The sequence below is a fragment of the Halomonas sp. GXIMD04776 genome, assembly GCF_049808615.1.
GTDB lineage: Bacteria > Pseudomonadota > Gammaproteobacteria > Pseudomonadales > Halomonadaceae > Modicisalibacter.
In genome coordinates this window covers 102,977-126,257 of sequence record NZ_JBNCAN010000003.1, presented here as the reverse complement: position 1 = coordinate 126,257, position 23,281 = coordinate 102,977, and the positions used below count along the sequence as shown (strand labels likewise).

At 60.3% G+C, this 23,281-nt stretch carries 20 protein-coding genes; 13 read left to right on the top strand and 7 right to left on the bottom strand.

What is annotated here, in order from left to right:
- Positions 1-61 precede the first annotated feature (61 nt).
- From nhaC to ACPF7Z_RS02915, 7 genes are all read left to right on the top strand, one after another.
- A complete protein-coding gene (gene nhaC / locus ACPF7Z_RS02945) occupies positions 62-1,564 on the top strand; it encodes a Na+/H+ antiporter NhaC (protein WP_425191667.1) in 1,503 nt (500 codons plus the stop codon).
- A 163-nt stretch (positions 1,565-1,727) separates the two neighbouring features.
- The gene (glyA, locus tag ACPF7Z_RS02940; RefSeq protein WP_425191666.1) at positions 1,728-3,026 is read left to right on the top strand and encodes a serine hydroxymethyltransferase; all 1,299 of its coding nucleotides are present in this window, start codon (positions 1,728-1,730) and stop codon (positions 3,024-3,026) included.
- Positions 3,027-3,049: 23 nt separating this feature from the next.
- On the top strand, positions 3,050-4,300 hold the full coding sequence (locus ACPF7Z_RS02935; protein WP_425191665.1) for a sarcosine oxidase subunit beta family protein: 1,251 nt from the start codon (positions 3,050-3,052) through the stop codon (positions 4,298-4,300).
- Positions 4,301-4,501: 201 nt separating this feature from the next.
- Entirely contained in the window at positions 4,502-4,924 is a 423-nt protein-coding gene (locus tag ACPF7Z_RS02930; protein ID WP_425191664.1) for a sarcosine oxidase subunit delta, read from the top strand.
- Positions 4,921-7,962 carry a sarcosine oxidase subunit alpha family protein gene (locus ACPF7Z_RS02925; protein ID WP_425191663.1) on the top strand — a complete coding sequence of 1,014 codons (3,042 nt, stop codon included), beginning with the start codon at positions 4,921-4,923 and terminating at the stop codon, positions 7,960-7,962. The genes ACPF7Z_RS02930 and ACPF7Z_RS02925 overlap by 4 nt, the downstream gene beginning before the upstream one ends.
- Positions 7,955-8,608: a sarcosine oxidase subunit gamma gene (locus ACPF7Z_RS02920; protein ID WP_425191662.1), complete on the top strand. Its 654-nt coding sequence runs from the start codon at positions 7,955-7,957 to the stop codon at positions 8,606-8,608. Before ACPF7Z_RS02925 ends, ACPF7Z_RS02920 begins: the two co-directional genes overlap by 8 nt.
- Before the next feature lie 198 nt (positions 8,609-8,806).
- Positions 8,807-9,508 (top strand): hypothetical protein, encoded by a 702-nt coding sequence (locus ACPF7Z_RS02915; protein WP_425191661.1) that lies wholly within the window; start codon positions 8,807-8,809, stop codon positions 9,506-9,508.
- Between the two features lie 96 nt (positions 9,509-9,604).
- Here ACPF7Z_RS02915 and ACPF7Z_RS02910 read toward each other — a convergent pair whose 3' ends face one another.
- The 5 genes from ACPF7Z_RS02910 to ACPF7Z_RS02890 all read right to left on the bottom strand — a co-directional run bounded on the left by ACPF7Z_RS02910 (position 9,605) and on the right by ACPF7Z_RS02890 (position 15,299).
- Positions 9,605-10,627: an Ldh family oxidoreductase gene (locus tag ACPF7Z_RS02910; RefSeq protein ID WP_425191660.1), complete on the bottom strand. Its 1,023-nt coding sequence runs from the start codon at positions 10,625-10,627 to the stop codon at positions 9,605-9,607.
- 38 nt (positions 10,628-10,665) lie between these two features.
- Positions 10,666-11,946 carry an NAD(P)/FAD-dependent oxidoreductase gene (locus ACPF7Z_RS02905; protein ID WP_425191659.1) on the bottom strand — a complete coding sequence of 427 codons (1,281 nt, stop codon included), beginning with the start codon at positions 11,944-11,946 and terminating at the stop codon, positions 10,666-10,668.
- A 29-nt stretch (positions 11,947-11,975) separates the two neighbouring features.
- Complete coding sequence (locus ACPF7Z_RS02900; RefSeq protein ID WP_425191658.1) at positions 11,976-12,275, bottom strand: hypothetical protein; 300 nt, start codon at positions 12,273-12,275, stop codon at positions 11,976-11,978.
- Positions 12,272-13,723, bottom strand: a complete 1,452-nt coding sequence (locus ACPF7Z_RS02895; RefSeq protein ID WP_425191657.1) for a sodium-dependent transporter — start codon at positions 13,721-13,723, stop codon at positions 12,272-12,274. Before ACPF7Z_RS02895 ends, ACPF7Z_RS02900 begins: the two co-directional genes overlap by 4 nt.
- Before the next feature lie 82 nt (positions 13,724-13,805).
- A complete protein-coding gene (locus ACPF7Z_RS02890; protein ID WP_425191656.1) occupies positions 13,806-15,299 on the bottom strand; it encodes an aldehyde dehydrogenase family protein in 1,494 nt (497 codons plus the stop codon).
- Positions 15,300-15,424: 125 nt separating this feature from the next.
- Between ACPF7Z_RS02890 and ACPF7Z_RS02885 the strand changes: the two genes are divergently transcribed.
- The 5 genes from ACPF7Z_RS02885 (at position 15,425) to ACPF7Z_RS02865 (ending at position 21,614) form a co-directional block, all read left to right on the top strand.
- Positions 15,425-16,348, top strand: a complete 924-nt coding sequence (locus ACPF7Z_RS02885) for a LysR family transcriptional regulator (RefSeq protein ID WP_425191655.1) — start codon at positions 15,425-15,427, stop codon at positions 16,346-16,348.
- Between the two features lie 186 nt (positions 16,349-16,534).
- Positions 16,535-17,926, top strand: a complete 1,392-nt coding sequence (hglS, locus tag ACPF7Z_RS02880) for a 2-oxoadipate dioxygenase/decarboxylase HglS (RefSeq protein ID WP_425191654.1) — start codon at positions 16,535-16,537, stop codon at positions 17,924-17,926.
- Positions 17,927-18,008: 82 nt separating this feature from the next.
- On the top strand, positions 18,009-20,207 hold the full coding sequence (locus tag ACPF7Z_RS02875) for a thiamine pyrophosphate-dependent enzyme (RefSeq protein WP_425191653.1): 2,199 nt from the start codon (positions 18,009-18,011) through the stop codon (positions 20,205-20,207).
- Positions 20,204-21,265: an ACP S-malonyltransferase gene (locus ACPF7Z_RS02870; RefSeq protein ID WP_425191652.1), complete on the top strand. Its 1,062-nt coding sequence runs from the start codon at positions 20,204-20,206 to the stop codon at positions 21,263-21,265. Before ACPF7Z_RS02875 ends, ACPF7Z_RS02870 begins: the two co-directional genes overlap by 4 nt.
- A 100-nt stretch (positions 21,266-21,365) precedes the next feature.
- The gene (locus ACPF7Z_RS02865; protein WP_425191651.1) at positions 21,366-21,614 is read left to right on the top strand and encodes a hypothetical protein; all 249 of its coding nucleotides are present in this window, start codon (positions 21,366-21,368) and stop codon (positions 21,612-21,614) included.
- Between the two features lie 158 nt (positions 21,615-21,772).
- On the opposite strand, the gene ACPF7Z_RS02860 is transcribed toward ACPF7Z_RS02865, so the two are convergent.
- Complete coding sequence (locus ACPF7Z_RS02860; RefSeq protein WP_425191650.1) at positions 21,773-21,964, bottom strand: DUF1016 N-terminal domain-containing protein; 192 nt, start codon at positions 21,962-21,964, stop codon at positions 21,773-21,775.
- Positions 21,965-22,036: 72 nt separating this feature from the next.
- Entirely contained in the window at positions 22,037-22,381 is a 345-nt protein-coding gene (locus tag ACPF7Z_RS02855; protein WP_425191649.1) for a hypothetical protein, read from the bottom strand.
- A gap of 327 nt (positions 22,382-22,708) precedes the next feature.
- Here ACPF7Z_RS02855 and ACPF7Z_RS02850 point away from each other — a divergent pair, with 327 nt between their 5' ends.
- Positions 22,709-22,912, top strand: coding sequence for a cold-shock protein (locus ACPF7Z_RS02850; protein WP_298411137.1), 204 nt, complete (start codon positions 22,709-22,711; stop codon positions 22,910-22,912).
- Positions 22,913-23,281: the final 369 nt, after the last annotated feature.

Here is a 23,281-nt window from a genome sequence, read left to right as displayed (position 1 = left end):
GCTATTAATGATCGCCATACGTCAATTACCTCTTGTGACAACTATAACCAGAGGAGGAGCCATGATCTCGACCTGTCGTCAACCCAGCTTGCCCCTGGCACTGCTGCCCATCGTGCTGACATTTTTGGTGCTGGGCACACAGCTGTTCATATTCGATACCTTTACCCCGCATGTGCCGTTGGTGATCGGTATTGCGCTCACTGCGGTGCTGGGTCGCTATCTGAACTGTGCCTGGCAGGACATGGAAGAGGGCATGCTGCACGTGGTCAGCGTGGGCCTGCCTGCCGTAGGTATCCTGATCCTGGTGGGCATGATCACCGGGGTGTGGATCTCCAGCGGTACCGTGCCGACGCTGATCTATTACGGCCTCGAGGTGCTTAGCCCGGAAGTATTCCTGGCGGCAGCGGCGATTCTGTGCGCCGTGGTGTCGGTGTCTTTGGGTACTTCCTGGGGAACGGTGGGGACGGTGGGCCTTGCGCTGATGGGTATCGGTGCCGGTTTTGGCATTCCCGTCTACTGGACCGCCGGCGCCGTGGTGTCCGGTGCGTTCTTCGGCGACAAGGTCTCGCCCCTGTCGGATACCACCAACCTGGCGCCGGCGGTGACCGGGGTGAACCTGTTCGATCATATTCGCAATCTGATGCCGACCACCCTGCCAGCCATGCTGATTGCCCTGGTGATCTATGCCGTCGCCGGCTTTAGCCTGGTCGGGGATGAGGGTGCCTCCTTTGCGCGCATTACTGCGATCAATACGGGCCTGGCGGACAGCTTCACTCTCAGTTTGTGGACGATACTCCCGGTGGTACTGGTCATAGGGCTCGCGGTGATGCGCATGCCCGCCATGCCGGTACTCTTCACGGGCGTGGTGCTCGGTGGCCTGACCGCGGTGCTGTTTCAGGAGGCCCCGATCAAGGACATTTTTGCCTACGCCTTTTCCGGCTATGAGATCACCACGGGGGTCGATGAAATCGATGGCCTGCTGAACCGGGGCGGTATCCAGTCGATGACCTGGGTGATCACGCTGTTGCTGATCGCGCTCTCCTTCGGCGGCATCCTGGAAAGTACCGGCTGCATGCGGGCGATCATCGAGGCGGTAGTCAAGCGCGTCCGCCGTTTCGGCCCTCTGCAAACTTCCGCCATCGGCAGCTCCATTGCCACCAACGTGGTCGCCGGCGATCCTTACCTGTCGATCGCGCTGACCGGACGCATGTTCGGTCCCGTCTATCGCGGCATGAAATATTCCATGCTCAATCTATCCCGAGCGACGGAAGAGGGCGGCACCCTGGTATCGCCGCTGATTCCCTGGAACGCCGGCGGTGCCGTGGTCATTACCTCACTCGGTCTCGGCGTCTACAGCGGCAACATGACCGACCTTTTGTATATCCCCCTGGCGTTTGCCTGCTGGCTGTCGCCACTGATCGGCATTCTCTATGCCTGGACGGGCTGGTTTTCCCCCAGGGCTGGTGAAGAAGAGCAGGCTCGGTGGGAAGCACAAGGCGAGGAGATCATGGACGTGGCGTACGTCCAGAACGAGATGCGATCGCAAGTCTATCGCGTCAATTAGCATTAAATAAGCGCATTTGGATTATTGATTGGTACCCAACGCGCACTCTCACTAGCTTGCATGCAAGCGTCGTCGCAACGTAAGGCGATCATGAAAGTGCTATCAAACAACATGTCGAGTACAGCCGTCGCGTACAGCTGTTGAGTACAACAAGGAGCAAACCATGAATACAACCTCCCTTCACGATTTCGATCCGCAAGTCGCTGCCGCCATCGATGACGAAATGGCGCGTCAGGAAGCGCACATCGAGCTGATCGCTTCCGAGAACTATGCCAGCAAGGCGGTCATGGATGCCCAGGGCACCCAGCTGACCAACAAGTATGCCGAAGGCTATCCGGGCAAGCGCTACTACGGCGGCTGCGAGCACGTCGATGTGGTCGAGCAGCTGGCCATCGATCGTGCCTGCGCCCTGTTTGAAGCGGATTACGCCAACGTGCAGCCGCACTCCGGCGCTCAGGCCAATGCCGCCGCCTTCATGGCGCTGGTCAAGCCCGGCGATACGATACTGGGCATGAGCCTGGCCCACGGTGGCCACCTGACTCACGGCGCGGCGCCAAACTTCTCGGGGAAGTACTACAACGCCGTACAGTACGGTCTGAAACCGGAGACCGGTGAGATCGATTACGAGGAAGTCGAGCGTCTGGCGCGCAGTCACAAGCCCAAGATGATCATTGCCGGCTTTTCCGCCTATGCCCGCGTAGTGGACTGGCGGCGTTTCCGCTCCATCGCCGATGAAGTCGGCGCCTGGCTGCTGGTGGATATGGCCCATGTCGCCGGCCTGGTGGCGGCAGGACTCTACCCCAGCCCGCTGCCCCATGCCCACGTGGTCACTACCACCACTCACAAGACCCTGCGCGGTCCGCGCGGCGGCTTGATCCTCGCCGCCGGCGGTGACGAGGCGCTGCACAAGAAGCTCAATGGCGCGGTATTCCCGGGTCAGCAGGGCGGTCCGCTGTTGCACGTGATCGCGGCCAAGGCAGTCGCCTTCAAGGAAGCCATGAGCCAGGATTTCGTGCGCTACCAGACCCAGGTCGTCGACAACGCCCGGGCCATGGCCAAGGTATTCCTGGAACGGGATTACGACGTGATTTCCAAGGGTACCGACGACCATCTGTTCCTGGTCTCGCTGATCAAGCAGGGTGTGACCGGCAAGGACGCGGATGCGGCCCTGGGGCGTGCGCATATCACCGTCAACAAGAATGCAGTACCCAACGATCCGCAGAGCCCTTTCGTGACCTCCGGACTGCGTATCGGCACACCGGCGGCCACCAGCCGTGGCTTCGACGAAGCAGACTGCACGGCGCTCGCCGGCTGGATCTGCGACATCCTCGATGTGCTGGCCAAGGGCGAAGACACCAGCGCGGTAGAGGCGGAGGTTCGCGAGAAGGTCGCCGAGGTGTGCGGACGCCATCCGGTCTATTCCGCTGAAGCAGGCAGCGTTCGCGCAACCGCCAACGCCTAAGAGCAGGCCCTGAGGAGAGCAATATGCAACGTTATTCCGGCTTTGGCTTGGTCAAGCACGCACTGAGCCATCACGAAAACTGGCAACGCCAGTGGCGCAATCCCACGCCCAAGAAGCAGTACGATGTGATCATCGTCGGCGGCGGCGGCCATGGCCTGGCCACCGCCTACTATCTGGCCAAGAATCACGGCATCAAGAACGTGGCCGTGCTCGAGAAGGGCTGGCTGGGCGGCGGTAATACCGCGCGTAATACCACCATCGTGCGCTCCAACTATCTATGGGACGAGGCGGCGCGGTTGTACAACCACTCTCTGGATCTGTGGAAGGGCCTGTCCCAGGACATCAACTACAACGTGATGTTCTCCCAGCGCGGCGTCATGAACCTGGGCCATACCCTGCAGGACATGCGCGACATCCAGCGTAGGGTGCACGCCAATCGCCTGAACGGCATCGATAGCGAGGTGATCACGCCCGAGCAGATCAAGGAGATCGTCCCGATCATCGATACCTCCAAGCGTGCCCGCTATCCGATCATGGGCGCCTCCTGGCAGAAGAGTGCCGGCGTGGCGCGTCACGATGCGGTGGCCTGGGGCTATGCCCGCGCCGCGGATTCCCTGGGGGTGGATCTTTTGCAGAACACCGAGGTCACCGGCTTCAAGATTCGTGACGGCCAGGTGTATGGCGTACACACCAATCGCGGCGATATCGAAGCCAAGACCGTGGGCTGCGTGGCCGCGGGTAACTCCGGGGTGCTGGCCAAGATGGCCGGCCTCAAGCTGCCGCTGGAATCCCATCCGCTGCAGGCACTGGTCTCCGAGCCGCTGAAGCCGATTCTCGATACCGTGGTGATGTCCAACCACGTGCACGGCTACATCAGCCAGTCGGACAAGGGCGACCTGGTCATCGGCGCGGGCATCGACGGCTATCTTGGCTACGGTCAACGCGGCAGCTACTCCACCGTGGAGCACACCCTGCAGGCCATCGTCGAGATGTTCCCGATCTTCTCCCGGGTGCGCATGAACCGCCAGTGGGGCGGTATCGTCGACACCTGCGCGGACGCCTGTCCGATTCTGTCGAAGACCAAGGTCAAGGGCCTGTTCTTCAACTGCGGCTGGGGTACCGGGGGCTTCAAGGCCACGCCTGGTTCGGGCCATGTGTTTGCCGCCAGTCTCGCCAAGGGTGAAATGCATCCCATCGCCGAGCCGTTCTCCATCGATCGCTTTAACACGGGCGCGTTGGTTGATGAGCATGGTGCCGCCGGTGTCGCCCACTAGGTACTGACGAAAACGGTCTGCGCTCGACAATACGGCGTTAAAAAATGGCTCAATATGCTCATTTACGCACTTGTAAACTCCGCTATTTCGCCATTTTTTGCCTTGTCTTGACATCGCTCGACGAGTTTTCGTTCAGCACCTGGTAGCCATATCAGCGCAGAAAAACTATTCGCTTTCATCCGAGTGATGGAGGAATAAAAAATGTTCTACATTCATTGCCCTTACTGCGACGAGCATCGTGAGGAAGAAGAGTTTCATCCCAAGGGCCAGGCGCATATCGTCCGCCCGGCGGACCCGGAGAACTGCAGCGACGAAGAGTGGGGTGATTACCTGTTCTTCCGCGACAATCCTCGCGGCATCCATCATGAGCTGTGGGTACACGCCATTGGTTGTCGCAAGTTCTTCAACATCACCCGCAACTCGGCGAGCTATGAGATTCTCGAGACCTACCGCATGGGTGAGCGTCCGTCGGTAACCGCGGAAAGCCTGGCGAACAAAGAGAAGCAATCCGGCGTTCAGGCCGCGGACGCGGGCTGGCAAACCGTCGGTGCCCGCCCCGAAAGCGAAGCGCTCAATGAAAGTGACGCGTCTTCCAGCCAGGCCAATAAGGAGAAATCGATATGACACAGACCAATCGTCTGCAGCAGGGCGGTCGTATCGATCGCTCCCGTATCTTGAACTTCACCTTCAACGGCAAGACCTATCAGGGCCATGCCGGCGACACCCTGGCGGCGGCACTGCTGGCCAACGGCATTGACGTGGTCAACCGTAGCTTCAAGTATTCCCGCCCGCGCGGCATCGTCGCCGCCGGCGCGGAAGAGCCCAATGCGGTGGTCCAGTTGGGGCAGTCGGAAGCCGCCCAGGTGCCCAACGTGCGCGCCACTCAGCAGGCGCTCTACAACGGCTTGAATGCCCGCTCCACCAACGGCTGGCCCAACGTCCAGAAGGACATGATGAGCTGGGTCGGCAAGCTGGGGGGTGGCTTCATGCCGCCGGGCTTCTATTACAAGACCTTCATGGCGCCGGCCTCCATGTGGATGACCTATGAGAAGGTCATCCGCAAGGGCGCCGGTTTGGGGCGTGTACCCAGCGAAAACGATCCGGATATCTACGATCATCTCAATCAGCACTGCGACGTGTTGGTGATCGGTGCCGGCCCGGCGGGCCTGGCGGCGGCACTCACGGCAGCCAACAGCGGTGCTCGGGTGATCCTGTGTGACGAGCAGCAGGAAATGGGCGGTTCGTTACTGGATAGCCGCGAAACCTTGGATGGCGCACCGGCGGCACAGTGGGTAGAAAACACTCTGGCCACGCTTGCCGGCATGGAAAATGTCACCTTGCTGCCCCATACCACCGCCAACGGCTATCACGATCATAACTTCGTGACCCTGCATGAGCGGCGCACCGAGCATCTGGCGGACACGGCGCCGATGGCCAACGGTCGTCGCCAGGCCCGTTCGCGGCTGCATCGGGTGCGCGCCGCCCAGGTGGTGCTGGCCACGGGCGCCCACGAGCGGCCGCTGGTCTATGCCAACAACGACGTGCCCGGCAATCTGCTGGCCGGTGCGGTGTCGAACTATATCCACCGCTACGCCGTGGTGCCGGGTAACAAGCTGGTACTCTCCACCAGCAACGACCATGCTTATCGTGCGGCGCTGGATTGGGCCGATGCAGGGCGCGAGGTGGTGGCCATCGTCGATGCCCGGGCCAATCCGGACGGCGACCTGGTCAAGGAAGCCCAGTCCAAGGGAATTCGTCTTATCACCGGTTCCGCGGTGATCGAGGCCAAGGGCGCCAATCGCGTCACAGGGGCGCGGGTCGCGAAGATCGACACCGAACGCTTCGCCGTGACCGGTCAGGTGGAAGAGCTCGGCTGCGACACCATCGCCAGTTCCGGGGGGTACAGCCCGGTGGTGCACCTGGCGTCCCATACCGGGGCGCGCCCCACCTGGCGTGACGATCTGCTGGGTTTCGTGCCCGGCAAGGTGACCGGAATGCATCCGGCGGGCGGCGCTCAGGGCGTCTATGCCCTGGCCGATGTCCTCCGTGACGGCGCCGGGTCCGGTACGCAAGCAACCAAAGCCAGCGGTATCGAGTCGGTCGCCGAGCCCAGTTTGCCCAAGACGGATTCGCCACGAGAAGCAGCGGCCTGCGCGCTCTACCAGGTGCCCCATGAGAAGGCCACACTGCGTGCGCCCAAGCAGTTCGTCGACCTGCAGAACGACGTGACCGCCGCCGGCATCGAGGTGGCGACTCGCGAGGGCTTCGAGTCCATCGAGCACGTCAAGCGCTACACCGCCATGGGCTTCGGCACCGATCAGGGCAAGCTCGGCAATATCAACGGCATGGCCATCGCGGCACGTATGCTGAAGCGTTCCATTCCCGAAGTGGGCACCACGGTGTTCCGTCCCAACTATACGCCGGTCACCTTCGGTGCCATCGTTGGCCGTCATGCCAGGGAGCTGTTCGATCCGGAGCGTTATACCGCGATGCACCAGTGGCATGTGGAAAACGGCGCCGAGTTCGAGGACGTCGGTCAGTGGAAGCGTCCCTGGTACTTCCCGCGCAAGGTCAATGGCAAGCTGGAGTCCATGGATGAGGCGGTTTCCCGGGAGAGCCTGGCGGTACGCACCAAGGTGGGTATCCTCGATGCCACGACCCTGGGCAAGATCGACATTCAAGGCCCGGATGCCCGGGAATTCCTGGGCCGCGTCTATACCAACAAGTGGGCCAAGCTGGCGCCTGGGCGTGTGCGCTACGGCCTGATGTGCAAGGACGACGGCATGCTGATGGACGACGGTACCACCAGCTGCCTGGGCGAGAATCACTTCCTGATGACTACCACTACCGGCGGTGCCGCTGGGGTCATGGAGTGGCTCGAGCTGTGGCACCAGACCGAATGGCCGGAACTGCAGGTGTACTTCACCTCGGTCACGGATCACTGGGCGACCATGACCGTGACCGGCCCGGACGCCAGGAAACTGCTCTCGGAAGTCACCGATATCGATCTGGACAAAGAGCAGTTCAAGTTCATGGACTGGCGCAACGGCAAGGTCGCCGATGTACCGGCCCGGGTGTTCCGCATTTCCTTCACCGGGGAACTGGCCTACGAGATCAACGTTCAGGCCAACTACGCCCTGCACGTATGGAAGACGCTGTTCGAGCACGGCAAGAAGTACGATCTGACCCCCTACGGCACCGAGACCATGCACGTGCTGCGTGCCGAAAAAGGGCTGATCATCGCCGGCCAGGACACCGACGGCTCGGTGACGCCGGAGGATCTCGGCATGTACTGGGCGATCGGCTATGACAAGCCGTTCTCCTGGATCGGAAAGCGCGCCCTGAGCCGCTCGGATACTGCGCGCAAGGATCGCAAGCAGCTGGTGGGTCTCAAGCCCACGGACCCCAAGGTGGTGCTGGAAGAGGGCGCCCAGATCGTCTTCGACAAGGATCAGCAGATCCCCATGACCATGCAGGGGCATGTGACCTCGAGCTACTACAGCCCGAATCTGGAGCATGGCTTCGCCCTGGCGGTGGTCAAGGGGGGCCAGGAGCGCATGGGCCAGAAGGTCTATCTGCCCATGCCCGGCGGCGAGGTTCATGAAGCCGAGATCGTCAGCACCGTATTCATCGATCCCAAGGGAGAGCGTCAACATGTCTGATCAGAATTACGGCAACGTCGCTGTCTTCGATACGCGGCCCGAGAAAGATATCGCGATCGAATCGCCGCTATCCGTGGCCTATCATCGAGGTCAGGCGCCGAAACCGACTCAGCAAAGCCAGGTCCAGCTAGAGGAGAAGCCCTTTCTCGGTCATCTGATCCTGCGCGGCGGCGCCATCGTCCTCGACGAGGCGGTGCGCGAAGTGCTCGGTATCAGCCTGCCCGGTCGGCCCCTGGGGCTGGCCCTGGACGAAAGCGGCGAGCGCTCAGTTCAGTGGATGTCGCCAGACGAATGGCTCGTCATCGTGCCCGGCGGCGAGGAATTCGATCTGGAGAATCGCCTGCGCGAGAAACTCGGCAATGCCCACTTCGCCATCGTCAACGTCAGCGGCGGCCAGACCCTGGTCGAGCTGTCCGGCGAGAAGGCGCGGGAAGTGCTGATGAAGTCCGTGCCCTACGATGTGCACCCGGCCAACTTCCCGGTGGGCAAGGCGGTCAGCGTGGTGTTCGCCAAATCCAGCGCCATCCTGCGCCGCCCCAGCGAGGAGCGTTATGAGCTGGTGCTGCGCAGAAGCTTCGCCGACTACTGCTATCGCTGGCTGCTGGATGCCGGCGAGGAGTACGGGATTGGTGTGACGAAGAAATAGACATCAGATAATCCATTTCTCTGTTGCCAGACCGAAGTCGATAACCCCTTTCCTTGGAAAGGGGTTTTTAATGAATGTGCAAAAGAGCAGTTGCAGCATGAAATAGCGCCATTAATACGCCTCATTCCACGGATTGGATGTGCACGGTCGGTGATAAATTGTCGAAAACGTTCAAGACACTACGTGCAGGGCCGGACAATGACGATCATCACGCGTCTCATGAGCGCTATCATGCTGGCGGCATTCGCCAGCGGTTGCGCGACATCCAAAAGCGATCCTGTTCCGCCCGCCTATGGAACAGGTCATAGTGAGAGTTCTCGTCATGGTGAACAACTTTATGCTGCCGAGGGGAAAGACGAAGAAGGCTTCGCCTACCAGGCCTTGATGTCCAATATGTTGGCCACCGCCAGTACCGCTTTGTTGTTGAGCAGCAATGCCGGGATTGGGTTGTCGCTAGGAAAATCCTTCGGCCTTGGCTTTGCGGTCTCGATGCTGGATCCCCTACAGGATAGAGAGCAGGATAAGCATCAAGCCAATGCGCCGGAAGGTACACTGGTATCGCCTATGGCCCTGCAAACAATGACACCGGAACAGCTGCAGGCGCAGCTGCGCGCTTCCTTGCAGCAGATAAGCCTCCAAGCGCTGGTGGGCATGGGAGTACCTCAGGCAACCCTCGAGCAGGGGCTACAGTACAAGACGTTCTATGAGCGGGCAAACAATAGCACCCTCGTAGCCAGCGAAAAGGACGGGTGCATCAAGATGGTCGATGACAATGGCGGCGGGGCTTGTGTGCTGTCACTTCAGCTTCAGGCACCGGTTCAGTCTTTTAACCCCCAAAACCCCTTGCTTGCCGATTCCCAGAAGGGCACTTATCCGGCCCAGAGCTACTTTGGTTTGTAGACGTCTCGCTGTGCAGCCAGTCGATGGCCTGTTTCAGTTAGCTGTTTGACACCTTGGAGCGAGAAGAATCTAGCGATCCGCTATAAACCCCCTGTATCAATCATCCAGCAGAGAGCACAGCTCAAGATATAGCTTTTCCGATATCTCGATGCCATCCCTCTCGCTTTTCTCTCTGTTCTCGTACCGTCTTCCGGACGGCAGTCGAGCGCCTTGGGACTCGACCAGATCGAAAAAGGTTTCGGCGCGAGAAAGATGCTGTTCAAAATCCTTTCCTGCCGTAAACGCAGGATCGATGGCGATGATGATCTCGCCGTGATAGGGCAGCGCTCCTTTGCCATCATCGTGTTGAGATGATTCGTAGCTCATCAAGTCGCCTATCAAGGGACCGGCGATCAGCTCGATCATCATGGAAAGTGCCGCACCCTTGTGCTCGCCAAAGGTGAGCTGAGCCCCTTCCTCGAGCACTACCCTTGGGTCGTTGCACCCTTGCCCCTTCGAGTCGACTCCCCAGCCATCGGGTATCGGCTTGCCTTCACGTTCGTGAAGTTCAACATCGCCTCTTGCAATCTGGCTGGTGGCGAAGTCAAAAATGAAGGGCGGCTTGTCAGGCCTTGGCCAGCCAAAGGCAAAGGGATTGGTGCCAAGAAGCGGTGCGTTTCCCCCATGAGGGGCGACGTAGGCCTGAGTGGGATTGCAGGCAATAGCGACCAGCCCATTGTTGGTTATCTGCTCCACTTCGATCCAAAGCGCGGAAAAGTGTACGCAGTGGTTGATGGCCAGGAGAGCGATGCCATTCTCTTTGGCCTTTTCTGTCAGCAGCGGTAGGCCAAGAGAGAAGGAGAGCTGCGAGAAGCCGCCATTGGCATTGATTTTGACGATGCTGCCAGAGGAGTGTTCGACACGAGGCTCGGCATCAGGGACGACACCGCCTGCTTCCAATGTCTTGATGCAGCCCAGGAGCCGATAAAGGCCATGCGATCCGCAACCATCCTTTTGTCCCGCAACCACCGTATTGCTTATCGCCCGTGAAAAACCCTCGCTGAAGCCTTTTTTCAACAATATCTTGCGAGATAGGTTCAGCGCGTCTTCTTCGCTCAACAAGACTGTTTTATCCGACATGGCAACCTCGTTATTGTTGAATGAAATTTATGAGTTTCTCATGCGACTACCCGCAAGCACTGGCCTGCATGATAGAGGGTAAACCCGCTTTCATAGGCAAAGCTACGGGTGCCGATGGCAGAAACGGGCTTCAAGTATCGGATGGGCAGCGGAAGTCCTTCATCTGAATCTTCTTGGATCAACTTGGCAAACCCCTTGCCGACGACCGTGCCGGTGGTAATGCCACGGCCGTTATAACCGGACACCGCCAATATACCTGGAGCGGGCGAAAACAGACGTAGCATATGGTCCGGGGTAAAGCCGATCTGACCGGTCCAGGTGTATTCCCATTCGAGTTTGCCAAGCTGAGGGAAATAGTCACGCTGAACACGGTCGGCCCAGCACTTGATGAACGCCAGCGGTTTGCTCTCACCGCACCCCAGGCTACCCAGCAGCAACCTGCCCTCGGCGTCGCGGCGTAAACTACTGAGTACGGTGCGAGTATCCCAGGCGCCCTGGCGTTCCGGCAGGATGTCGCCGGCCAGTTCATCGGATAGCGGCTGCGAGGCGACCTGGAAGAAGTGTCCGCGAAAGAAATGATGGCGAACCTGGTTCCAGTGGTCCTCGGTGTAGGCGTTGGTAGCGATGACCAGACGCGGTGCTCTGACGCTGCCCTTGGCGGTAACGGCGCGCCAGTCATCGCCCTCGCGTTCAATGGCGGTAACGGCGCTATGGGTATGGAGCCGCACACCGGCGGTTGCGGCGGCCCGGGCCAGGCCCCGGGTGTAAGCCGTGGGATTGAGGGTGCCGGCGCGTTTATCCAATAGGGCGCGACGAATGCGCTGGGTACCGATACGCTGCCGGCAGGCCTCGTCTTCGAGAAGTTCCACCGGTGCGCCACGTTGCTGGAACTGCTCGAAGCGACGCTCCAGATCCTGAGCGCCCTTGTCATTATGCGCCAAGTGCAGGGTGCCGGTGCGAGTCGCATCACAGTCGATGTGATGCCGGTCGATCAGCTTGAACACCTCGGCGGGAGCACCGCCTAGTATTTTGTTGACTCGTTCACCATCCTCCGGACCCAGGGTCTCGAGGATATCGTCCGGTGGAATCCAGAGCCCGGCATTGACCAGGCCCACGTTGAGTCCTGAGCCGCCGCTGGGTATGTCCCCGGCCTCGAGCAGGGTCACAGACACGCCGGCCTCGGCCAGATGCAACGCCGTGCTGAGCCCCGTGATACCACCGCCGATCACGGCAACCTCGGTAGTATGATCACCTTCCAACGTCTCAAGGTGCAAGGCTGGCTCAGGGGAGGTGTCGTACCAAAGACAGGAGGATTTCATAGGGTCTCCCTGAAACAATGTCCGTGCAGCTAGGTAGTGGCTGGATCATCGCGCCAGTCGTAGAAGTGACGACGGCATCTATGCAGCGCTTCACGCTGTTCTTCACGTACGCCTTGCATTTCTTGGGCATGCTCACTCGTATCATGCCGCTCGATCCAGCGTTCGAGATCGCGAAATGCTCGGGGTGAATAAGGCTCGAAGTCGCCCTGCTCCTTGATCAAACGCAACTTGCGTTCCTCCTGGCGCATCGAATAGACCAGTGCCCAGCTAGCGACGCCCCAAAGTGCAATGATCGAGGCGATCATGACGACAATGGCGGATAGGCTCATGATTGCTGTCCTCCTAACGCATTGGGGGCGTTCTTTTCGGTTTGACCGTTTCGCATGATCCATAGGCACAGAGGGATCGTCAGCGTCAGAATTACCAGGCCACTGATGGTCTTCCAGGGCGTCGCGGTCAGGTTGCTGTAAAGGAAATAAATCATGATGAAGAGCATGATCGCGGGAATCTCGAAGCGGATGATGCTCTCCCAGAGCCTGGGCACGTATAGATCGGCGCCGCGGTTGAGGCTGAGAACACGCAAGCGGTTGGCATCGAATTTCCAGCCGATGGTGATCATGATGATGAAGGTCGCCAGCGGTAGCCCCCAGTTGCCCACCACGAAGTCCAGGTAGCCGAGGATGGAGGCGTTCATCGCACTTGGAATGCCCAGTAGCCAGATGATGCCGCAGATGATCAATACGGCCTTGGATCGGTCGGTGTTGCGCTCTTCCTTGAAGGTGGTGACACCGACTTCGGTAATGGCGATTGCGGTGGTCAGGTTGGCAAAGAAAAAGCCCATGAAAAACAATAGCGCCCAGACATAGCCACCGGTCATGCTGCCAAAGGCGCTGGCCAGCGCGACGAAGGCCAGTTCTGCCCCGGAGGTTGGTGAGATCCCCATGGCGAAGACAATGGGGAACACAGCGAAGATGGCCAGCAGGCCGAAGCTGGTATTGCCGATGGCGGTAAATATCCCGCCCCCCAGGGGAATGTCGTCGTTGCGCCCCAGATAGCTGCCGTAGGTCAGGGCGATACCCCAGCCGAGTCCCGTCGAGAACAGCGCCTGGCCCAAGGCGGCGAGCCAGGTTTCGCCGCGCACCAGATATTCCCAGTCCGGCGAGAAGCTGAACTCGAGCCCCGCCATGGCGCCCGGCAGGGTAACGCCACGAATGGCGATGGCGATCAGCGAAACGGTGAGGATGGGCATCATCCATTTGGCCAGGCGCTCGATACCGCCCTTGATGCCCTTGAGCAGAATGACCGTGACGATCAGCATCGCAACGGTATGCATACCCACGTTCAAGGCGGTGTTGTTGCTGAATGCCTGCCATAGGGCAGCGGTGTCGAAGTTGGTGTGGGTGAAGGAACCGATCACCGCATGGTAGGCGTAATAGATCGACCAGCCGACGATCGACGAATAATAGGACATCAACACGATGTTGAAGACCAGGATCACCAGCCCCAAGCCGACGAACTTGTTGTTGCCATATATCTTGCGGAAGGTGCCGAGCAATCCTTGGCGCGTATAGCGTCCGAGACTGGTTTCTCCCATCAGGCCGGGCACGGCGATCAAGTAAAGTAGTATGAAATAGGCAATCAGAAAGGCGCCGCCGCCGTTCTCGCCGGTGACGTAAGGCATGCGCCAGATGTTACCGGCGCCGACCATGGCCCCGACCACCGCCATCAGGTAGCCGAACCGGCTACCCCATTGTTCTCTTGAAATTGTAGTTGTCATCTCTTGGCTCCATGACGCGTCATTGGGCTCCGTGGATCAAGTCATTGCCACCCAGCCAGGCGCCGGGTGGCGACGTTCGCGGTCAATCGAACTTGATTCCCTGGGCCAGTGGCAGCTCGCGGGAGTAGTTGATGGTGTTGGTCTGACGGCGCATGTAGCTCTTCCAGACATCGGAGCCCGACTCGCGACCACCGCCGGTTTCCTTCTCACCGCCGAAGGCGCCGCCGATCTCCGCGCCGCTGGGACCGATGTTGACGTTGGCGATGCCGCAGTCGCTGCCCACGTCCGAGGTGAACATCTCCGCCTCGCGCACGTCGCAGGTGAAGATGCAGGACGACAGCCCCTGGGGCACATCGTTGTGCAGCGCCATGGCCTCGTCGAATTCGCGATAGCTCATGACGTAGAGAATCGGGGCGAAGGTCTCGTTCTTGACCAGTTCGTTTTGCTGATCGACTTCGACGATGGCGGGGCTGACGTAGTAGCCCTCTGCGCACTTGTCGACCTGCTGACGTTCGCCACCGAACACCCGTGCACCCTGTTCCTTGGCCTTGCCGAGCACCGACTGCATCTGATCGAAGGCCTGACTGTCGATCAGCGGGCCGACCAGGTTTCCTTTCAGAGGATCGCCGATGGAGACGCCGCTATAGGCCTTCTTGAGGCGTTCGACCACCTCATCCTTGACGGACTCATGCACGATCAGCCGGCGCAGGCTGGTACAGCGCTGCCCGGCGGTGCCCACCGCCGAGAACAGAATGGCGCGCACTGCCAGATCCAGGTCGGCGCTGGGCGCCAGGATCATGGCGTTGTTGCCGCCCAGCTCGAGAATGCTGCGGCCGAAGCGTGCGGCAACCCGTGGGCCTACGTCGCGACCCATGCGAGTGCTGCCGGTGGCGCTGAGCAGTGGAATCCGAGGATCGTCCGCCAGGCGTTCGCCGGCGGCACGATCACCGATGATCACCTGGCTAAGATGCTCGGGGGCCTCATCGCCGAATTCGGTCATGGCACGCTCCAACAACGCCTGACAGGCCAGCGCGGTGAGCGGAGTCTTCTCCGAGGGCTTCCAGATCAAGCTGTTGCCGCACACCAGCGCCAGGGCAGAGTTCCAGGCCCAGGGCGCCACCGGGAAGTTGAACGCGGTGATCAGACCGACGGGGCCGAGGGGGTGCCAGGTTTCGCGCATATGATGGCCAGGGCGCTCGGAGGCGATGGTCAGGCCGAACAGCTGGCGCGACTGACCCACGGCGAGATCGCAGATGTCGATCATCTCCTGCACTTCACCTTGCCCTTCTGGCAGAATCTTGCCGCACTCATAGGTGACCAGAGCGCCCAGGTCGTCCTTGTGGCGACGCAGCTGCTCGCCGAACAGGCGTACCAGCTCACCGCGGCGCGGCGCGGGAACACGACGCCATTGCTCGAAGGCCTGCCGAGCCTTGGCGATGCGGGCATCCACTGCGTCGGGCCCTTCCAAGCGGACGCGGCCGATCACGCTGCCGTCGATCGGCGTGGTGACGGAATAGTCACCTTGCTGGTACTGCTCGGTCGTTACACCGAGACGCTGCATGAGGGAGTCGATCATTGTTCCTCCTGGAAATTCCGTGATTCGCGAACATCGTCCAGCAGTATCACCAGAGGCGTTGACCCGCCTCAAACGACGTTTTATACAGATGTCATTCCTTTTTTTCTTGATCTCGAGGTGTGGTCATGAATCGTCAACATCTGCCGACGCTCACGGCGATGCAGTGTTTCGAGGCCTCGGCCAGGCATCTCAGCTTCACCCGCGCCGCCGACGAGTTGAGCTTGACCCAGAGCGCTGTCAGCAAGCAGGTCGCCCAGCTCGAGTCAGTGCTTCAGCACCCGCTGTTTCGTCGTGTACGCAAGCGCCTTCAGGTCACGCCGGAGGGCTCGCTGTACCTCACCGAAGTGCGCAAGATCCTGGCCCAGGTCGAGATGTCCACGCGCTACATGCAGTCATACGGCGGGCAGAGCGAGGTGCTCAACGTGACCACGCTGCCAACTTTCGGCGCACGCTGGCTGATACCGCGCATCAACGGCTTCCGCTTTCGCCATCCCAACGTCTATCTCAACATTGCCAACCGCGTGGAGCCCTTCGACCTGGAAGAAGAGCGCGTCGACGTGGCGTTCTTCTTCGGCCACGGTGCCTGGCCGAAGGCGGAGTGCATCAAGCTGCTCGACGAGGAGATGGTCGCGGTGTGCGCACCGTCGATCATCCCGGCCTCGGGCATCGACCATCCCCTGGCGCTGACCCGGCTGGTGCTATTGCAGAGCGCGACGCGCCTCGATGCCTGGCATCGCTGGTTCGAAGCCCAGGACGTCTATACCGAGCACAGCTATCATGGACCGCGCTTCGATACCTTCTACATGGCGCTGCGAGCCGCCCGGGCGGGCTGTGGGGTGGCGTTGGTGCCGCGTTTCCTGGCCGAGGAAGAGCTGGCGGCGGGCCAGCTCGTCATTCCATGGTCATTCTCGCTGACCAGCCGTGACGCCTATTACTTGGCCTACCCCGAGTATATGGGCGAGGTGGCCAAGGTACGCGGCTTCATTGACTGGATTCTCGAGCATCGAGACTCGCCGGCCGCACCACGCCTCGATGTCGGAACCTCTTGAAAATCATGCGGGGCTATTTCCAAGCCTCGGGTGTGGCGAATCGGACATCAAGAAAAAAAGGAATATGTAGCCTGCCTTTTTTCGCTTGAGCCGTTGCTCTCAGGCTGTTCTTATCTTACCTATCTTTGTCATCGGGTAGCTCTGCGAGCAAACTCGACACAGTAATGAACATGTCAGGAGAATTGCATGACCGGGATGACCTTTGTCTCCAGCGACGAGATTCGCACCCGTTTCTCTCAGGCGTTATCCGCCATGTACCAGGCAGAGGTGCCGCAGTACGGGACGCTGCTGGAACTCGTCGAACAGGTCAACCAGGAAACACTGGCGGCCAATCCTGTCCTTGCCGAACGCCTTGAATTCGCCGGCGAGCTAGGGCGGCTGGGCGTCGAGCGTCACGGCGCCATCCGCGTCGGCACGGCGGAGGAACTTGCCATGCTGCGCCGGCTGTTCGCCGTGATGGGTATGCAGCCGGTGAGCTATTACGACCTTTCCGAGGCCGGCGTGCCAGTGCATGCCACGGCGTTTCGTCCGATCGACGATGCGGCGCTCAAGCGCAATCCCTTTCGCGTGTTTACCTCCTTGCTGCGCCTGGAGCTGATCGAGAGTGCCGAGCTGCGTGAGCGGGCGGCGGCCATTCTCGCCGAGCGCGACATCTTTACTCCGAGCGCTCGGGAACTGATTGCGCTCCACGAAGAACAAGGCGGTCTCAGCGATACGCAGGCGGATCGTTTCGTGGAGGAGGCGCTGGAAACCTTTCGTTGGCATCAGGATGCCACCGTTGACCACAAGACCTATCAGGCGCTGCTCGAGGAGCACCGTTTGATCGCCGATGTGGTCTGCTTCCGAGGGCCGCATATCAATCATCTGACGCCACGTACGTTAAATATCGACGATGTCCAGCGTCGTATGCCGGACGTCGGCGTGAATCCCAAGGCGGTGATCGAAGGCCCGCCTCGACGCGCTTGCCCGATTCTGTTGCGTCAGACCAGTTTCAAGGCACTGGAGGAGCAGGTGCGTTTCGACGGCGAGCATCAGGGCACCCATACCGCTCGTTTCGGTGAAATCGAGCAGCGCGGTGCGGCGCTGACGGCCAAGGGTCGCACCCTCTATGATCGCCTATTGGCAACGGCCCGAGAACGAACCGCGGGCCTTGATAATCAAGCGTATCAGCAGACACTGAATGAGATATTCGTCGAATTTCCCGATAGTGAGACGCAATTGCGCTGCGAAGGTCTGGCGTTCTTCGACTATCGACTCACCGATAAAGGACGTGAGGAAGGGGCCGAATGCGGCGGGGACGAGGAAATGGAAGCCCTGATCGACCAAGGGCTGGTCAGCGCTCGGCCGATTGTCTACGAAGATTTTCTACCGGTGAGCGCAGCGGGTATATTTCAGTCGAACCTGGGGGGCGACAGTCATGATACCTATGCCGGCAATGCCAATCGTGAGGTCTTCGAGGCAGCATTGGGTGCATCTGTGACCGATGAGCTCGAGTTATACAGGGCCCTTGAAAAAGATTCCATCGAGCGGGTGCGCGAATGCCTGGCCAAAGCCTCCAAACTTGAAATCGATGGATGATCACGCCGCCTGATTGACAGGTCGGGGCCGACAAGAATTAGCGAATCGCTGAATAAATCGCCGAGTGAGGAGCCAAACAACAATGAATCCCTTCCCCTTGGAAGAACGCCTGTTCGAGGTGCTGCGCGACGGCGACTGGCCGAGCCCTGCCCAGGCATGGCGTCTTGATGAAGTGGGGCTGACGGCTCCCGCGCTTGCGGAACTGTTCGAGTCCCAGGTGCTCAGCCGCCAATTGGACCTGCATGCCCGACGCCTGCAGGCCCGCGGCGAGGCGTTCTATACCATCGGTAGTTCCGGTCACGAAGGCAATGCCGCAATTGCCGCCGCGTTTCGGGTGACCGACCCGGCATTCCTGCACTATCGTGACGCGGCCTTTCTGCTCCAGCGCAGCAAGCAGCTGCCCGGGCAGACGCCAATCTACGACATGTTGCTGAGTTTCGCCGCCTCCAGTGCGGACCCGATCTCCGGTGGCCGTCACAAGGTGCTGGGCTCCAAGGCACTCAACGTGCCGCCCCAGACCAGCACCATCGCCTCCCATCTGCCCAAGGCGGTGGGGGCCGCCCATGGCCTCGGCCTGTGGCGTCGCATCCGAGGAACGGGGGAGTGGCCCACCGACAGCGTGGTGCTGTGCAGTTTCGGCGATGCCTCCTTCAACCACTCGACCACCCAGGGCGCTCTTAACGCGGCGGCTTGGGCGGCCTATCAGGGCACACCGATGCCCCTGGTCATGATCTGCGAGGACAACGGCATCGGCATCTCCACGCCGACCCCTGCCGGCTGGATCGAGCAGAGCATGCGTGGGCGTCCCGGCTTTCACTACATCAGCTGCGACGGGCTCGACCTGCTCGATACCTACCGCGCCGCCCGCGAGGCGGAGCGTCTGGCGCGCCGCCTCAAGCAGCCAGTGTTCCTGCACATGCACTGTGTGCGCCTGATGGGTCACGCCGGCTCCGACGCCCAGCAGGCCTACCTGTCGGCGAAGCAGATCAAGGCCGCCGAGGCTCGCGATCCGCTACTGTACAGCGCCGGTTTGTTGATACGTCATGGCGTGCTCGAACCCGAGACCATTCAAGCGCTTTATCACCACATCGGCGGACGGGTGGCGCAGGTCGCGGAAGTGGCGATTCGTCAGCCCAAGCTGGAAAGCGCCGAGGCGGTGATGGCCTCCATCGTGCCGCCGCATCGCCCCAGCCGTCGCCAGCCCATCGAAGCTGAGGTGGATGCAACACCGGCCACCATGGCCCGGCTGCTCAGCCAGACCCTGTATCGGCTGATGGCGGAATATCCCCACCTGGTCATGGCCGGGGAGGACATCGGCCGCAAGGGCGGCGTCTACGGCGTGACCCAGCGTCTGCAGGCCAAGTACGGTGCCTATCGCATCATCGACACCCTGCTCGACGAGCAGAGCATTCTGGGGCTAGGCATCGGTCTGGCCCAGAACGGCTTCGTGCCCATCGTCGAGATCCAGTTCCTGGCCTATCTGCACAACGCCGAAGACCAACTGCGCGGCGAGGCCTCCACCCTGAGCTTCTTCTCGAAGGGGCAGTACACCAATCCCATGGTGATACGCATCGCCGGGCTGGGCTATCAGAAGGGCTTCGGCGGGCATTTCCACAACGACAACGCCATCGCCGTGCTGCGCGACATTCCCGGCCTGCTGGTGGCTTGCCCCTCGAACGCCGCGGACGCGGTGGGGCTGTTACAAGAAGCAGTGCGTCTGGCAGACGAGGAACAGCGCATCGTGGTGATGCTCGAACCCATCGCCCTGTATCACTGCCGCGATCTCATCGAGGAAGGCGATCAGCGCTGGAGCTTCCCTGATCCCGGCCCGGAACATCGCCTGCTCGTGGGCTCGCTCGGCCAGTGGGGCGAGGGGCGCGATCTGGCGATCCTCACCTACGGCAACGGCGTCTATCTCACGCATCAGGCCCGGGAGCGGCTGGAGGCGCAAGGCATACAGCTTCGCATCATCGACCTGCGCTGGCTGACGGCGCTGGATCACGACGAGATTCATCGCCGGGTCGGCGATTGCGCCCAGGTACTGTGCGTGGACGAATGTCGGCGCAGCGGCTCGCCCAGCGAGGAAGTCATCACCGGCCTGGTGGAGCGGGGCATGGAATCCCACCGCCTGCACCGCCTGACCGCCGAGGACAGCTTCATCCCCCTGGGACCGGCGGCGACGGTCACGCTGCCTTCGGTCGCGGCGATTTGTGAGCGTGCCGAAAGCCTTTTACCCAAGCAAATCGCGTCTGAGCGTACAGTAACAGGGAGCCGGACATGAGTGAGCTGACCCCGCCAACCCCCAAGGAACGCCTGCTGATCGTCTGCCCCGGGCGCGGCACCTACAACCAGGCGGAGTGGGGCACCTTGACGCGCCACGCCGCCGGTAGCGGGTGGCTTGCACGCTTCGATGCGCTGCGCCGTGAGCAGGATCAGCCCACCTTGAGCGAGCTTGACGGCGAGACCCCGTTTCGCCTGAGCCTGCACGGGCGCGGCGATCACGCCTCGCCGCTGATCTACGCCTGCGCCCTGGCGGACGCGCTGGCCATCGACCGGGAGCGCTACGAGATCTGCGCCGTGACCGGCAACTCCATGGGCTGGTACATCGCCCTGGCCCTCGGCGGCGCGCTCGCCCAGGACGACGCCTTCACCCTGATCAACACCATGGGCCACCTGATGCAGACCACCCTCAACGGTGGCCAGCTGCTCTACCCTTGGGTCGACGATCAGTGGCGACCCCAGCCCGAGCATCGCCGGGAACTGCTGGCGCTGATCGAAAAGTTGCACGGACAGGACGGCAGCGAACTTTATCTCTCCATCGACCTCGGCGGCATGCTGGTGTTCGGCGGCAACAAGGCCGGGCTCAAGCGGCTTGCCGAGGAACTGCCGCCAATGGAGCGCTTCCCCCTGCGCCTGCATCAGCACGCCGCCTTTCATACGCCGATGCAGGAAAGCGTAAAGGCCGAGGCCAGAACGCGCCTGCCGGCAACACCATTTCAGGCGCCCGACGTGCCGCTGATCGACGGTCGCGGCAAGCTCTGGACCCCCTGGAGCACCGATCCCGAAGCACTGTGGGACTACACCCTCGGCGAACAGTTGGTGACGCCCTATGACTTCACCGCCGCCCTCAAGGTAGGCCTGCGCGAATTCGCCCCAGACCGCATTGTCATTCCCGGCCCCGGCGCCACCCTCGGCGGCGCCGTCGCCCAGGCGCTGATCCAGCTCAACTGGTGGGGCCTCGACAGCAAGGCGGCATTTCAGGCCATGCAGCAGGAGGAGCCAAGGCTGATCAGCATGGGGATAGAGGAACAGCGGGAGTGGTTGGTGGGGGAGGGCTAGGGCATGGGCAACTGGCTGTTTGGGATCAAAATGGCGCTCGGGCAAATGCAGTCGCGCGTACATTCGTGTCACGCAGCCGGCACGATAGTTGGAGGGGCTGATGGAATCTTCTTGGGCTTTATTTCTCGGTGGTCTTGGAGTTGGGTCAGCGTTGACTGCGTTTATCCAGCACATTCTTGCGCAACGGGCTAAGCAACAAGATTTACGATTATCGGAGCTCAAAGAAGCGTTTACGGGTTTTCTCGCGGCATTTGCAAAGATGAATGAGGAAGACTCGAGCAGAGAATCAGGTCGATTTTGGATTGTGGGTGGCGAGGGTTCAGCTTGTGGCTTCTTCTGCTTTGAGTGAGCGGATTGAAGAGGTTAAGCGGACATCACCAAACTCAAAGCCGCGGACAGATGCCATCGATGCAATGTTACAGGAAATGCGCAAGGACCTTGGGATCGGCAAAGATCGCTAACAAGGTCAGGCACAGCGACGCCTTTTTCGTTGCAGCTTTGTCTCCACTACCAAGGTGCGCATGCTAGCAGCGTTAACGCCTGATCAAAGCTGGTTTGGTCCGACAGGAATTTTTCGTAGCTCTGGTTGGCGATCTGGTGAACGAGCACGTTCTTCGACCAGCCGAACTTGCGGGTCATGCGCAGATAGAACTCCCGCTCCAGCGGATCCTTGCAGCGTTGAAGGATGATCGGGTTCAATTTCTCCAACCAGTGGTTGGAGTTTTGGCGAGCTGTGGTATTCCCGATAAAATTGGCGCATATACCTGAGTGTCAGGCCACTGCTGTCAGTGTGAAGTCGACATGTACGGCATCGAAAGGAAATACGATATGGCCGTCGTCGGTACGATCCAGAATCCCAGCATCGAGTAGCGCATGGACATCGCCATGCACCGTCTTTACGTCCCGCTCGACACGCCGGGCAGCTTCGCGAATGCTCATGGGCCCTTGTCCGGTCATCGCCTTAAGCAGCTGCCAGCGTTTACGCATCATGATTTGCCACAGCAAGTCCACAGACGAGAACGAAATATGGGCACCTTGCTGTTTACCTTCGAAGGCCGCCAGCGCGCGTTGGGTGACATCATCGCGTGAAGCGGCAGAGAGCGTTACGGTCGTCATGTGAGTCTCCATAGATCCACATAAGACTAATCTTACCCAGCAGCAGTGGACGTGCAACGATAAGCCCCCAGGAGGAGAAACATGAACCCCGGGCCGGGTTAAGCAATAAAATCCGTCATGGCGTCTTACCGGGCCTCCTCGGCATATCTAGTTGACTGGACTAAGGCGCTATGGCACGATGCTTTCAGTTGGTTAGCAAGTAGCATATCGTCAGTTGTAATCGAGTCCTTCGGTAGCCTGGTTATATTCCCCTTGTTTTTCCCGCTGTACCTCGGGCAATACCCGGCAAATTTATATATAGCGCCATCGCGCGCAAGGATATCGAACATGGCAACTGGCACAGTTAAGTGGTTCAACGACACCAAAGGTTTTGGCTTCATTTCTCCTGCTGATGGCGGTGACGATCTGTTCGCCCACTTCTCCGAGATTCAGGCTGAAGGCTTCAAGTCCCTACAAGATGGTCAACAAGTCTCTTTTGATGTGACCCAGGGAAAGAAAGGCCTTCAGGCCGCCAATATCAAGCTCGCCTAACCTCCGGTTGGTCTGCGCTTTCGAGCCGTAAGGTTTCGAATACTGAAGCCCGCATATGCGGGCTTCAGTATTTTTGCGTGCTTGGCTTCTGAGTTAATAGGGTATGCAACAATCAGTTTTGCAACCATGGTGCTCTAGGGAACCACTGCATACATGCCTACACGCGCGAATCGCTTCGTTACGCGGTGCTCAAAACTCTTCTAACATCAAGTTATGTCTCGTTTTTTGTGCTCCGTGCGCCTCGCGCTTCATCTCGTTCGGCAATTTATTCAGCGATTCCTTAGTTCTGCTCAGAGTTCGCTTCTGGCCGCTAGCGGCTGTTCGGTTCAGGTGAGACTGGCTGACGTTTGGCAACCCAGCATCGTTGTG